This window comes from Chitinophaga niabensis (assembly GCF_900129465.1).
GTDB classification, from domain to species: domain Bacteria; phylum Bacteroidota; class Bacteroidia; order Chitinophagales; family Chitinophagaceae; genus Chitinophaga; species Chitinophaga niabensis.
On sequence record NZ_FSRA01000001.1, the window covers coordinates 3,464,468 to 3,477,090 of the forward strand.

Consider the following 12,623-nt stretch of genomic DNA (forward strand, 5'->3'; position numbering starts at 1 on the left):
AAAAAATACGCATTATGAAACAACTATTATCTGCAATACTGCTATTGCTGACTGCACACCTGTCCTTTGCCCAGGATCAACTAACAGGAGCATGGCAGCTTATGCCCGGCGGCAGTGAACCACAAACTGTCCGGATCATTGAGGATGGCTATTTCATGCAAACAGCTTACGATCATGCCGGCAAACAATTTATCAGTACCCTGGGCGGTCAGTTCTCTGCAGATGGGCAATCCCTGCAGGAAACCATTGAATTCAACACAGCAGATAAAAGCAATGTGGGCACTAAAAACACCTGCTCCTACATACTGGCTAAAGATCTACTGACTGTTACCTGCAATGGCAAAAGCGTTAAATGGCAGCGCCTGGATGAAGGTAAAGCAGCCCTGAGTGGTACCTGGCGTATTACCGGCAGGGAAAACAACGGCACTATTGAACCCATGCGTCCCGGCCCCCGTAAAACACTGAAGATCCTTTCCGGCAACCGCTTCCAGTGGGCAGCCATCAATACAGAAACCAAAGAATTCTTTGGCACCGGTGGTGGTACCTACACTTTTGAGAATGGCAAATACACAGAAACCATCGCCTTCTTTTCCCGGGATAACAGCCGTGTAGGCATGAGCCTGTCCTTCGATGGTAAAGTAACCGGCAAACAGTGGCACCATAGCGGAAAAAGCTCTAAAGGAGATCCTATCAGCGAAATATGGAGCAGGATTGAATAATGTATTATATTGCAGTTCTAAATATACATAACTGTTAATATGATAATAAGAAAATGCCTGTTTATCGCCGCTTTGAGCGTACTGGCCCTGCAAACTGCCTATAGTCAGAAAAAGAAACCTGTCAATGTGAAGGCGCCGGTTTCTGCTTTAAAAACACCGCTGGACTCCGTTAGTTATGCTATCGGGAACGACCTTGCACAAATGCTGAAAGGTCAGGGACTGGACAGCCTTAACCTGAAACTGCTCTTTACCGCCATCCAGGATCAATATGCCGGCAAAAAACCGGTGCTTTCTGCAGATGAGGGAACATTAGCTGTCAGCAGGCATATCCAGAAAGTAAAAGCGGAAAAAGCTGCTAAAAATAAAGCGGTAGGAGAAAAATTCCTGGCGCAGAATAAAACCAAACCAGGGATAGTAACCTTACCCAGCGGTTTACAATACCAGGTGATCACAGCAGGAACAGGCCCTAAACCTGTTCTGACAGATAGAGTGAAAGTACATTATCATGGTACGCTGATAGACGGCAAAACTTTTGATAGTTCTGTTGACCGCGGTGAGCCATTAGTACTCGGCGTGAGTGGTGTAATTAAAGGTTGGACAGAAGCGCTTCAGTTAATGAACACAGGTTCCAAATGGAAATTATTCATCCCTTCTGATCTTGCCTATGGCGATCGCCAGGCGGGTGCGCTGATCACACCAGGCAGTGCATTGATATTTGATGTAGAATTAATTGGCATAGAGCCGGCAACACCTCCTGCTACTCCTGCACAGTAAACGCATAAAAAAAGGTAAAGCGGATGCTTTACCTTTTTTTATTTACTTGTTAACTCTTGGTATTCGTGCTTCCAACATCATAAAATCTGCCAGCACCATCGCTGTGATAGCTTCCAGTACCACCGGTACACGGAGTGCGATGCAGAGATCATGGCGGCCTTTTACGGAAAATGTTTCCACTTCCCCGCTGGCGATATTGAGTGTCTGCTGATCTTTTGGTGTGCTTGAAGTAGGTTTCACGGCTACACGGAACACCAGCTGGTTTCCATTAGTGATACCGCCTACAACACCTCCTGCATGATTGGTAGCTGTTTTACCGCTCGCATCAATAATAGGATCGTTGTGCTCAAGCCCCTTCATTTTAGCGGCAGCAAAACCGGCACCGAATTCAATCCCTTTAATAGCGGGAATAGCAAATGCAGCATGTGCGATATTAGATTCCACGGAATCAAAGAAAGGTTCTCCTAATCCTATGGGCAATCCATCTACCGTACATTCCACGATACCACCCACAGAATCTTTTGCTGCAATAGCAGCAGCCAATCCTTCTTCTGCATCGGCAAAACCACCTACTTCTTTCAAAGTAGCGTTCACCTGTATCTTATCGCCCAGTATCTTTTTTGCGATCACGCCGGCTGCCACCAGGTTAAGGGTGAGGCGGCCGCTAAAGTGACCACCACCGCGGTAATCCTCGAAACCACCAAACTTTTGTGTAGCCACAAAGTCTGCATGGCCCGGCCTTGGAAACTCGCGCAGTTTGGCATAATCAGCACTGCGGGTGTTGTTGTTCTCGAATAAAATGGTGATCGGCGCACCGGTGGTATGATCATTGAACACGCCTGATTTCAGGAATGGCAGATCATCTTCTTTGCGGGGAGTAGTACCTTTTGCACCTGCCTTACGGCGGCCCAGGTCATACAGGAAATCTTCCTGTTTCAAGGGAATACCGGCAGGTATCCCATCGATATTCACCCCCACACTTTCCCCATGCGATTCGCCAAAAACATTTACCCTGAATATTCTACCAAAACTGTTCATGAACGTTATTTTATACTTTCAACTCTTCTCTTTCCACTATACCACCCAGTGTTTCCAGGTGCTCATAGAATTCCGGATAGGATTTATTGATCGCTTCCGCATTTTCGATGGTGATAGCGCCGTCTGCTGTTAACGCAGCAACTGCGCAGGCCATGGCAATACGGTGATCGTTATGGGAAGATACTGTCACATTACCTTTGATACCGGTACCACCATGCACAAACATTTCATCTCCCTGCAGGTCTATCTTAATGCCCATCTTTGCAAATTCCTGCTGCAGGGTAAGGCCACGGTCACTTTCTTTATGGGCAAGGCGGCTCACACCTTTGATCTTTGTGATCCCTTTGCAATTGGCTGCAAGTGCTACCAGCGGCGGGAACAGATCGGGGCAGTCCGTTGCATCCATTTCAAAAGCTTTCAGTGCGTTCTTCACTACGATCATGGTGAACACACCCGGCAATATTTCCGCGCCGGCTTTTTCCAGTGCTTCCATAATGGCCTTATCTGACTGGGCAGATTGTGTGTTGAGGTGATGCACTTCTGCTTTACCGGCTACAGCCGCAGCTACAAGTAAAAAGGCTGCACCGCTCCAGTCACCTTCCACGGTATATTCCTTTGCACGGTATTCCTGTTTCTTATCGAAATGAAATACTTGGAAATTATCCTGGCGCACCTTCACACCAAAGTGTTCCATGATCTGTAAGGTCAGCGCGATGTAAGGTTTGCTTTTCAGGTCTTTCACCGTGATAGCCGCCTTATCCGCTACTGAGCCAAAGGCCATGAGTAAACCGGTGAGGAATTGGGAAGAAAGGGAACCATCTATGGTGATATCCTTTGCCTGCAGCGGGCCTTTGATCTTCAGCGGCAACTTACCATCGCGGCTTTTGATCTCAACACCCAGTTGCGGCAGTACTTCTTCAAAGAAATGCATAGGCCTTGTAACAAGGCTTCCATGCCCTTCTATAGTGATAGGCTGTTCAGACAATGCAGCGATGGGAGTGAACATACGGATGCCCAAACCGGACTCTCCGCAGTTGATCTCATCATAAAAAGGTTGTACGCCTTTACTGGTGATCTGAATACCATCATCGAGCCGCTTTACCATGGCACCCAGGTTCTCTGCCACTTCCAATGCTGCCAGGCAGTCATTGCTTAAACCCGGATTGTGGATCATGGTGGTACCTTTTGCCAGGAGTGCTGCCGCAACTGCACGTTGCATGGCACTCTTGGATGGATTGGCTGTAACCACACCATTGATAGCAGCAGGTGATATAATGACTTTCATTCTTTATGGATCTACAGTTCTTGTAAAATTTGTTTCAGCTCATCTAACAGGATCGGTTGCGTGGTGGCTTTACCGATCTCGTTGAGCAGTACAAAATGAATATGGTCCTTCTCGCGCTTTTTATCCAGCTTGAAGATGTTGAACACCTCTTCTTTATTTGAAGTCATGGTCACCGGTAAACGGTAATCATTGATCAAACGGATCAGTCGGTTGGTTTGTTCGGATGGCAGCTTGTTTATTTTTTCGGAGATCTTAGCAGCTGCTACCATTCCGATGGCCACCGCCTGCCCGTGTGCAATGCTCTCCAGCTTCTCCACGGCATGCCCGAGTGTATGACCAAAATTCAACCAGCGGCGAACACCACTTTCAAACTCATCTTCCAGTACAAACTTCGTTTTAATCTCCACCGAACGTTCCACCAGGAATTGTAATACACTTACATCCTGCGCAAGGGCTTTATCCTTGTTTGCTTCCAGGTAAGAGAAGAGTTCTGCATCATAGATACAGGCATACTTGATGATCTCAGCAAACCCGTTGCACCACTCCGTTTCCGGCATGGTAAGGGGCAGGCTGTAATCAAAAAGAATGAACTCCGGCTGGCGGATCGTACCCAGCATATTCTTATGCATACCGTGGCTCACTCCATTCTTGCCACCGATAGACGCATCTACCTGGGCCAGTAATGTGGATGGTATAAAACCAAAAGGGAGTCCGCGCATATATATGCTGGCCACAAAGCCCGTCATATCCGTGAGCATACCACCACCAATGCCAACAAGCATTGTTTTACGGTCTGCTTCCAGTTCAATCAGCCCGTCGATGATCTGTTCCAGCACCTCCATGTTCTTGTGCTCTTCTCCATCCGGTACTACCAGCTTTTTCCAGCCGGGTAGCACATCTGCATATTGTTGGTCCACATTCTCATCCAGCAAAAGGATGGTGCGGTCTTTATTCACATAATTGCCGAGGTTCGCCAGGCTTTCGCCGAGGTAATACTTCGTTGTTGCGTGTTGGAACTGGTGTGTTTGCGTTGTCATATATCCGGAAAAATGGGGCTTAGTCGTTCATCACTTTATTCTGGCGATTGATAGATTCCAGGTGAACTGCATCAAAGTATTTCAATACGAAATCTTTGGTGAGGCCCAGCTTCTCTCCTGCCCTGATAGCGCGGTCCAGGATTTCGTTCCAGCGGTTAGTTTGCAGGATAGTGATGTTGTTATCTTTCTTATACTGACCGATGTTCTCAGCAATGTTCATACGGCGGCCCAGCAGCAACAGGATCTCATCGTCGATGCCATTGATCTGGTTACGCAGTTTTTCCAGTGCGGTGTTGAAATCTTTATGATCAGTACGTTCGTGTCTCCAGGTAATATTATCCAGCAGTTCACCGAATTTCTCGGGTGTGATCTGTTGTTTGGCATCGCTCCATGCGTTATCAGGATCTACGTGAGTTTCCACCATCAGACCATCGTAATCAAGGTCGATCGCTTCCTGGGAAACAGCCTGCAGGATATCGCGGCGGCCGCTGATATGGCTAGGATCGCAGATCATCGGTAATTCAGGATGACGGCGTTTCAGTTCAATAGCCAGGTGCCACATAGGTGCATTACGGTAGTCTGTATTACCATAGCTGGAGAAACCGCGGTGGATAAGACCCACTTTTTCAATACCAGCTTTCTGGATACGTTCTACTGCTCCGATCCAGAGTTCCAGATCAGGGTTGATCGGGTTCTTGATCAATACAGGAATTTTAACGCCTCTCAGTGCATCTGCCACATCCTGTACGGAGAAAGGATTCACGGTTGTACGTGCCCCGATCCACAGGATATCTACACCAAAGTGCAGGGCATCTTCCACTTGTTTAGCGGTAGCCACTTCAACGGTAGTAGGCATACCGGTGAGTTCTTTTGCTTTTTGCAACCAGGGCAAACCTTTAGGTCCGATACCTTCGAAAGAACCCGGGCGGGTACGTGGTTTCCATATGCCGGCGCGGAGTACATCCACTTTACCGGTTTTAGCAAGCGCCAGTGCAGTGGCTAATACCTGCTCTTCAGTTTCTGCAGAGCAGGGACCTGAGATGATCAGCGGCTTCTTGTCTGAAGCCGGGTCAGCGAATTTCGTTTTTGCTAAGATCTGTTCCATTTTATTTGTGATGTGTTAAGTTGAAAATTTGCGTGTCTATTTTAATATCTTCCTTATTTTATTACTCTTCTGGATCAGCTTGTAGAACGTATCATAATCCTCGTCCTGCAGCAACTGCTTCATCTGTTCCAGTTGTTTGATATGTTCTTCCAGAACGTCCAGCACATTGTGGCGGTTGTGTTTGAAGATGGGCACCCACATATCCGGGGAGCTTTTTGCCAGCCGCACAGTGGATTCAAAACCACCGCTTGCCAGTTCAAAGATGCGTCCCTGCTCTTTTTCCTTTTTCAACACCGTTAATGCCAGTGCGAAAGAAGTGATGTGCGAGATGTGGGATACATATGCCGTATGCAGGTCATGCTCTTCCGCATTCATGTATACGATGCGCATGTTCAGCTGGTCTACCACTGTTTCTATCAGTTCCACCGCATCCTCATCGCTGTTCTTCACATCGCAGAGCACCATGGTCTTTTGCGCAAAGAGGTTGGGTATGGCAGCATCCGGACCAGAGTATTCCGTACCCGCCATCGGGTGGGCTGCCACAAAACGGCCTCTGTGCGGATGACCGGAAACGAGCTGCAATATTTGCTGTTTCGTAGAACCCACATCCATGATCACATGGGTTTTGTTTATTTTATCGAGGATGGAAGGCAGTGCTTTCAGCATAGCATCCACGGGGATGGCCAGGATGATGAGCTGGCTGCGGTTCATCGCGTCTTCTATATCCGAAGCTTCATCTATGATCTTTAATTCCTGCGCCCTTTTCAGGTTCGCTTCATTAAAATCCACGCCAATGATCCAGTTAGCTATGCCTTTCTCTTTTAAGCTCAACGCCAAAGACCCGCCTATTAAACCAACACCTATTATAGTTGCGATCATATTTTAGCAGTTTGGGGTTCCCGTATAGTTTGTTTTACACGTTCAATGGCTTCGGCAAATACCTGTTCATCCCTGCAGAGGCTTACTCTTATATAGCCATTGCCGTTAGCGCCGAAGATACCGCCGGGGGTAATGAATACATGTGCTTTCTGCAGTACTTCATCACTTACGGCAAAACCATCTTTGTAACCGGCAGGGATCTTTGCCCATACGAACATACCTACCTGTGCAGGATCGAAGCTGGCCCCCAGGAGGTTCAGCAGTTCAAATACCTTTTTGCGGCGGCCGCTATAGATGGTATTTAAATCAGCATACCATTCAGGGCCTAATTCCAATGCGGCCACAGCAGCCATCTGTACAGGCTGGAACATACCGGAGTCCATATTGCTTTTAAAGCGCAATACTTCATTCAGGATCTCCGCCTTCCCCACCAGCATGCCTATACGCCAACCGGCCATATTGCCGCTTTTGCTGAGGGAGTTCAGTTCCAGTGCTACATCCATGGCACCCGGTGTAGCCATGAGGCTGGCGGGTTTATCGTTCAGGATGAAGCTGTATGGATTATCGTGGCAAAGCAGGATGTTATGTTTTTTTGCAAAAGCTACCAATGCAGTGAAAGTACCTTCCCTGGCTTCTGCGCCGGTAGGCATGTGCGGGTAGTTCACCCACATCAGTTTCACTTTACTGAGGTCCCGTGCTTCCAGTGCTGCGAGGTCCGGCTGCCAGTTATTCTTATCTTCCAAAGCATAGGTAACCGGCGTAGCGCCACTCAATTGAACTGCGGAACGGTAGGTGGGATATCCGGGATCTGGGATCAGGGCTTCATCTCCTTCCTGCAGAAAGGTCATACAGATATGCATGATACCTTCTTTGGAACCGATCAGTGGTAATACCTCAGTATCCGGGTTGAGGGGAACGTTGTAGAACCTGCCGTACCAGTTAGCCATGGCCTGCCTTAATGCCGGGATACCTTTATATCCCTGGTAAGCATGCGTGTTAGGTTTAGCGGCATGCTCATTCAGAGCGGCTACCACAGACGGATGCGGCGGAAGATCAGGACTTCCGATACCAAGGTTGATCACGTTGGCCCCCGCTTTATTCATCTCATCGATCTCGCGGAGCTTCCGTGAAAAGTAGTATTCCTCGGTGTGTTGCAATCTTTTAGCTACGGATGGTTGCATTGATTTTTAATTATATCTAGGCGTGCGTGTTACCTTTTTTGTAAATGCCCAACACCTTGAGGTGTTCTGTGAGCGGTGTGATCTCTTTGAGCGCCTGGTTAAAGTGTTCCAGTGAATCAAATTCCATGTCTGCATGAAAATAATAATTCCACTCTTTAGCCGGTATAGGAAAACTCTGGATCTTGCTCAGATTGATACCTTCAGCCGCTACTCTTGCCAGCACCTTTGCAAGACTTCCCCGCTCGTGAGAAGTTTGGAAATATACGGAAGATTTGTTTGCATCCGCAGGTGCTTCTACCCCATCTTTTGAAATGGCCAGGAAGCGGGTATAGTTATTCTTAGCCGTATGGATATTTGGTGCAATGATATCCAGCTCAAAGATCTCAGCAGCCAGTTTACCTGCAATAGCGGCGGTAGCCTTCAGTTTCTTCTGGCGTACATGTTTTGCGCTCAGCGCGGTATCTTCTGTTTCCACCAGTTTAATGTGGGGGTATTTTTCCAGGAAGTCCGTGCATTGCAGCAAAGCCATCGGATGCGAATGTACTTCTTTCACGTCATCGATCGTTTGGCCGGGCAAAACCATCAGGTGCTGATTGATCTGCAGGTATACCTCTCCTACTATATGGAGGCCGGAGTTCTTCAGCAGGCTGTAATTGGGAAGGATGCTGCCGGCGATGGAATTTTCAATGGCCATCAGCCCTGCGTCCACCACGTTTCCCTGCTTCACTTTCCGTACCAGTTCGGAAAAGGAGCTGCAAGCTTCAATAGAGATCTGTTTACCGAAATAATTCCTTGCGGCAACCTGGTGAAAACTTCCTTCAAAACCCTGAATAGCTATGTGCATAAAATTGTGTTCGTATTTGAATAAAAAAGGGGCCCCCTGAGCAGGGCCCCTTTATTTGTACGTTTATGATAAACTGTTATTACAAAAGAGGCCCTGCTTCTTCTCCGTAAAAGAAAAAGTAAAAGAAATACAGGCTAAAGCTCTTTTGTGACATATAATCGATCGTTTATCAGGTTTCATTGTAAAAAGAAAGGCCTCCTTTAGCAGGAGGCCCTTTTGTTAGTTTATATTTTTTAGCGTTACTAGCAAACGAACCTCCTATTCCTGGTACCAGAAAAAGTAAAAACCATAAAAGTAACCGAAGGTGCGTTGTTGCATTGCTGTTTATTTGCTTGTTTGATTGTACAAAAGTAATTCAGGATTTCAATTTCTCAAACAGGGAGCGTAAAATATACATACTGTCTAATAATTCAGTGTTTTCCATGGAAATTATCTAAAAACCTTCTTAAAATGATCTTATCCGAATAGTAAAAGGGCTTTTTCCCTGCTATAGCAAGTATTTATAAGATGTGTTTAAAATAAAAAAGTCCCGCACTTTATGGTGCGGGACCGGATTAATATCCTTTATATTGCTTGCCGATAATTAGTGTTTAACAGCAGAATCAATCTTTTGAGCAGCAGAGTCAATTACTTGAGCAGCTGAATCAATAGTTTGAGCAGCAGAAGAATCTACTGGAGGTACTGCGTTGATAGCGCTATCTAAAGAAGCAGAATCACCTTTGTTTTCAGTGCCAGCGTTGTTACAAGCAGCTACGAACAGACCCAGAGCGAGAGCTAAGAAACCGATTTTTTTCATGACTAGTGTTTTTTTAAGGTTTTTTTGAAATGAGATTTACAGTTTATACCGGAAAGAGATAAAAGGTAACCCGTTCTTTAAAAAAATATTTTTTCGGTACTTTGGGTTACTAAAAGGTCGTTAATCGTATTAATAAGTGAATAATCTTTTGAACATAGAACGGGATCAGGAATTGCTGCAAGGGCTCGCCATGAATGACGACAAGTCGCTGGAAACCATCTATTTAGATAATTTCCCCATGGTAGCTAAAATGATCTTGCAGAATAACGGATCAGAGGACGACGCCAAGGATATCTTCCAGGAAGCGATGATTGTGTTATATGAAAAGGTGCAGGAGGGGAATTTCATCCTTTCTTCCCGCTTAAAAACTTTCCTGTATGCTGTTTGCCGCCGCTTATGGCTCAAAAAGTTACAGGGAAACGCTTTAAACGGGCCTATTTATGAGGAATTGGAAGAAACTACTCCCGCAGAGGAGACCCTGGAAGCGCAGGAAGAGAAAGACCTCCTTTTTAGCAAGATGGAAGCATCTATGGAAAAGATAGGGGAACCTTGCAAAACCATCCTCGAAGATTATTACATCCATCGTAAGAGCATGCTGGAAATTGCGGACCGCTTCGGTTATACCAATGCGGAAAATGCCAAAAACCAGAAATATAAATGCCTGATGCGCCTGAAGAAATTATTCTTTGCTCAAAATAAATAAAAGGCCCCAGGGGCTACTGTGATGAACGATATACATCTCATACAAGAAATAGAGCGCTATCTGGATGGCGAAATGAGCACCCCCGAAAGGGAGGCGTTCGACGTCCTCCGTCGTAGCGATTCCAATATAGACCGGCAGGTGACCGAACATCAACTGCTGTTACAACAGTTCAGGGCCAATGGCCAGCGGAAAGCCCTCCTTCGTAAGATGGAAGCTATTCACGCCCAAATGCCTGCCATTCCGGTTGCACAGCCGGCAACACCTGTTGTTAAAATGCGCAGCAAGCGCACCTGGCTCAACCTGGCTGCCGCAGCCTGCATTGCCCTCCTCACTTCCCTTGGTACTATTGCTGTTATGCAAAAAGCCGCCAAGAACTCCTCTACTGCCCAGTATGAAGATGTAAGAAGGGTATTGAACAATATCCAGCGTTCCCAGAATGCCCTCAACCGCGATATCAATATTATTAAGAAGGCTCCTCTTAACCCGGGTACTTATGGCGGCACCTGCTTTGCCATCTCCCGGAACGGCTATATGGTTACCAATTATCATGTAATTGCCGGAGCGGACTCCATTTATATACAGAATAATAAAGGCGAAGCATTCAAAGCTGTCAGCGTATTCGAAGATGTATCCAGCGATCTGGCCGTTCTCCGTATTGCTGATTCCGGCTTCCGTTCACCTTCTTTACCTTACTCCCTGAAACAACAACCTATCCGCCCCGGGGAAGAAGTATTCACCATGGGTTTCCCACGGGACGAGATCGTTTACGGAAAGGGATATATCAGCGCACAAACCGGTTTTAACGGAGATACCCTGGCCTACCAGGTATCTATCCAGGTAAATCCGGGCAACAGCGGTGCTCCCCTGTTGGATAATAATGGAGAAGTGATCGGTATCATTACAGGTAAACAATCTACGTCAGACGGTATTGCCTTTGCAGTTAAATCAGGTCACCTGAAACGTTTACTGGATGAATTACCGAAAGAGCGGTTCTCCCGTAAAGATCTGAAAGGGAATCAGCTGAACGGCCTCAACCGTGTAGAGCAGTTGAAAAAACTGGAAGAGTTTGTGTATATGGTGAAGGTGTATAACTAAGCGAATTAGAAATGAAAAATAGAAGGAAGAGCTGGAGTGATCCGGCTCTTCCTTTTTTTATCCTATTGATCTTCCTTTAAAGTAGCCTTTGGATCCCTTCTCCATAATTTGGCCCGCTCCGCTGTCCAGTAGATCAATGTTTCATTGGTCATGGTCCGTAACAGGTCGTGCGAAGGAGTGTATTTGTAGATGAACTGCAGCAGGGAATCTCCCACCAGGCCCGTTACTTTGGTCACAAAGGCTTTGGAATAACGGTAATCCACATAGGATTGCCTGTTATATTCATCGTACAGTTTCTTGAATTTGCGGAGATCTTTCTCCTTTTGGGAATACCGGGAGAAGGGGCTAAAAACGACACCAAATCCTCCCTGTCCGGGGCCTCTTTTGGATTTATCTACCAGGCTGCGGTTCTCAGTTTCCAGGAAAGGCCTGAATTCTTCAGCACGGGCCAGAGAGTCCAGCTGGTAAGGACTCCATTTCCCGGATACTTCCACACTTGGCAGAAAACGCTCCTGCTCGCGCATGCGTACATCATTCACCTGCGTACCTGCATAATTGGTTACCGTAAAACTATCGGATACATAACCAATAAAGGATACAATAATAACATCCCCTTTACTGGCACTGATGCGGTAATATCCGCCATTGTCAGAAAAGGCTTTTGCGTTCGTATTCTTATTACGAACGGTGGCCGGGTATAAAACCGTTTTTTTTATCGGATCAGTGATCTGGCCGCGCACCAGTACGGGTGTTTCAGATTGCGCGAGGGCTTTGCCAGCAAAACCTCCTGCTATGAGGCAGGCTACTATCGGGACGAGGAACAGTCTACAGGATTTCATATAACTATTAACAATTATGCACCAAAATAGTTAAGTATTCCCCCGTAATTATGCCGTACGCTGTTAAATGTATCCTAAAAAAATACCGATATCCGGAGGCAGGGCTTCCTGTCTCCGGTACCGGCTTCATTTTTACAAGGAACGGATGAGATTGATCACCTCATCCCGAGATTTACCCAGTTTGATCTGGATCTGGCCGATGAGCCGGTCATCTTTGCCTTGCTCATAGAACAGGTCTGTGTCAGAAAGGTCAGCAAACATATTTTTCAGTTTCTGTTTGATCTCATTCCACCTATCCTTGATCATTAGGATGTCCATATCGCAATGA

At 46.6% G+C, this 12,623-nt stretch carries 14 protein-coding genes; 4 read left to right on the forward strand and 10 right to left on the reverse strand.

Translation table 11 applies throughout. The annotated features are described in order from the left end of the window. Positions 1-14: 14 nt before the first annotated feature. Together BUR42_RS13670 and BUR42_RS13675 are read left to right on the forward strand one after the other, a co-directional pair. Positions 15-719, forward strand: a complete 705-nt coding sequence (locus BUR42_RS13670; protein ID WP_074239764.1) for a hypothetical protein — start codon at positions 15-17, stop codon at positions 717-719. A gap of 39 nt (positions 720-758) precedes the next feature. After that, on the forward strand, positions 759-1,493 hold the full coding sequence (locus tag BUR42_RS13675; protein ID WP_074239765.1) for a BamJ family beta-barrel-assembly machinery protein: 735 nt from the start codon (positions 759-761) through the stop codon (positions 1,491-1,493). 42 nt (positions 1,494-1,535) lie between these two features. Here the strand turns inward: BUR42_RS13675 and BUR42_RS13680 are convergent, their stop codons facing one another. From BUR42_RS13680 to BUR42_RS13715, 8 genes are all read right to left on the reverse strand, one after another. Beyond that, complete coding sequence (locus BUR42_RS13680) at positions 1,536-2,531, reverse strand: chorismate synthase (protein ID WP_074239766.1); 996 nt, start codon at positions 2,529-2,531, stop codon at positions 1,536-1,538. Positions 2,532-2,541: 10 nt separating this feature from the next. After that, positions 2,542-3,816, reverse strand: a complete 1,275-nt coding sequence (aroA, locus tag BUR42_RS13685) for a 3-phosphoshikimate 1-carboxyvinyltransferase (RefSeq protein ID WP_074239767.1) — start codon at positions 3,814-3,816, stop codon at positions 2,542-2,544. An 11-nt stretch (positions 3,817-3,827) separates the two neighbouring features. After that, positions 3,828-4,853 (reverse strand): 3-dehydroquinate synthase, encoded by a 1,026-nt coding sequence (aroB, locus tag BUR42_RS13690; protein WP_074239768.1) that lies wholly within the window; start codon positions 4,851-4,853, stop codon positions 3,828-3,830. Between the two features lie 19 nt (positions 4,854-4,872). Beyond that, entirely contained in the window at positions 4,873-5,958 is a 1,086-nt protein-coding gene (locus tag BUR42_RS13695) for a chorismate mutase (protein WP_074239769.1), read from the reverse strand. 36 nt (positions 5,959-5,994) lie between these two features. Then, positions 5,995-6,837: a prephenate dehydrogenase gene (locus tag BUR42_RS13700; protein ID WP_074239770.1), complete on the reverse strand. Its 843-nt coding sequence runs from the start codon at positions 6,835-6,837 to the stop codon at positions 5,995-5,997. Further along, positions 6,834-8,018: a pyridoxal phosphate-dependent aminotransferase gene (locus BUR42_RS13705; protein WP_074239771.1), complete on the reverse strand. Its 1,185-nt coding sequence runs from the start codon at positions 8,016-8,018 to the stop codon at positions 6,834-6,836. Before BUR42_RS13705 ends, BUR42_RS13700 begins: the two co-directional genes overlap by 4 nt. 16 nt (positions 8,019-8,034) lie before the next feature. Then, complete coding sequence (locus BUR42_RS13710) at positions 8,035-8,862, reverse strand: prephenate dehydratase (RefSeq protein ID WP_074239772.1); 828 nt, start codon at positions 8,860-8,862, stop codon at positions 8,035-8,037. A gap of 583 nt (positions 8,863-9,445) precedes the next feature. Next, positions 9,446-9,658, reverse strand: a complete 213-nt coding sequence (locus tag BUR42_RS13715) for a hypothetical protein (protein ID WP_074239773.1) — start codon at positions 9,656-9,658, stop codon at positions 9,446-9,448. A gap of 136 nt (positions 9,659-9,794) precedes the next feature. Here BUR42_RS13715 and BUR42_RS13720 point away from each other — a divergent pair, with 136 nt between their 5' ends. Together BUR42_RS13720 and BUR42_RS13725 are read left to right on the forward strand one after the other, a co-directional pair. After that, a complete protein-coding gene (locus BUR42_RS13720) occupies positions 9,795-10,361 on the forward strand; it encodes an RNA polymerase sigma factor (protein WP_074239774.1) in 567 nt (188 codons plus the stop codon). Between the two features lie 72 nt (positions 10,362-10,433). After that, positions 10,434-11,456, forward strand: a complete 1,023-nt coding sequence (locus BUR42_RS13725) for a S1C family serine protease (RefSeq protein ID WP_159442269.1) — start codon at positions 10,434-10,436, stop codon at positions 11,454-11,456. Positions 11,457-11,518: 62 nt separating this feature from the next. Here the strand turns inward: BUR42_RS13725 and BUR42_RS13730 are convergent, their stop codons facing one another. Together BUR42_RS13730 and BUR42_RS13735 are read right to left on the reverse strand one after the other, a co-directional pair. After that, positions 11,519-12,295: a carboxypeptidase-like regulatory domain-containing protein gene (locus tag BUR42_RS13730; protein ID WP_074239776.1), complete on the reverse strand. Its 777-nt coding sequence runs from the start codon at positions 12,293-12,295 to the stop codon at positions 11,519-11,521. Between the two features lie 132 nt (positions 12,296-12,427). After that, positions 12,428-12,613: a CsbD family protein gene (locus BUR42_RS13735; protein ID WP_074239777.1), complete on the reverse strand. Its 186-nt coding sequence runs from the start codon at positions 12,611-12,613 to the stop codon at positions 12,428-12,430. Positions 12,614-12,623 lie beyond the last annotated feature (10 nt).

Bases quoted from the DNA above. Each gene is read 5' to 3' on its own strand.
- BUR42_RS13715 (WP_074239773.1), bottom strand. From the start codon at position 9,658: ATGAAAAAAATCGGTTTCTTAGCTCTCGCTCTGGGTCTGTTCGTAGCT.
- BUR42_RS13710 (WP_074239772.1), bottom strand. From the start codon at position 8,862: ATGCACATAGCTATTCAGGGTTTTGAAGGAAGTTTTCACCAGGTTGCC.
- BUR42_RS13675 (WP_074239765.1), top strand. From the start codon at position 759: ATGATAATAAGAAAATGCCTGTTTATCGCCGCTTTGAGCGTACTGGCC.
- BUR42_RS13730 (WP_074239776.1), bottom strand. From the start codon at position 12,295: ATGAAATCCTGTAGACTGTTCCTCGTCCCGATAGTAGCCTGCCTCATA.
- BUR42_RS13735 (WP_074239777.1), bottom strand. From the start codon at position 12,613: ATGGACATCCTAATGATCAAGGATAGGTGGAATGAGATCAAACAGAAA.
- aroA (WP_074239767.1), bottom strand. From the start codon at position 3,816: ATGAAAGTCATTATATCACCTGCTGCTATCAATGGTGTGGTTACAGCC.
- BUR42_RS13695 (WP_074239769.1), bottom strand. From the start codon at position 5,958: ATGGAACAGATCTTAGCAAAAACGAAATTCGCTGACCCGGCTTCAGAC.
- BUR42_RS13680 (WP_074239766.1), bottom strand. From the start codon at position 2,531: ATGAACAGTTTTGGTAGAATATTCAGGGTAAATGTTTTTGGCGAATCG.
- BUR42_RS13705 (WP_074239771.1), bottom strand. From the start codon at position 8,018: ATGCAACCATCCGTAGCTAAAAGATTGCAACACACCGAGGAATACTAC.
- BUR42_RS13670 (WP_074239764.1), top strand. From the start codon at position 15: ATGAAACAACTATTATCTGCAATACTGCTATTGCTGACTGCACACCTG.
- BUR42_RS13725 (WP_159442269.1), top strand. From the start codon at position 10,434: ATGAGCACCCCCGAAAGGGAGGCGTTCGACGTCCTCCGTCGTAGCGAT.
- BUR42_RS13700 (WP_074239770.1), bottom strand. From the start codon at position 6,837: ATGATCGCAACTATAATAGGTGTTGGTTTAATAGGCGGGTCTTTGGCG.
- aroB (WP_074239768.1), bottom strand. From the start codon at position 4,853: ATGACAACGCAAACACACCAGTTCCAACACGCAACAACGAAGTATTAC.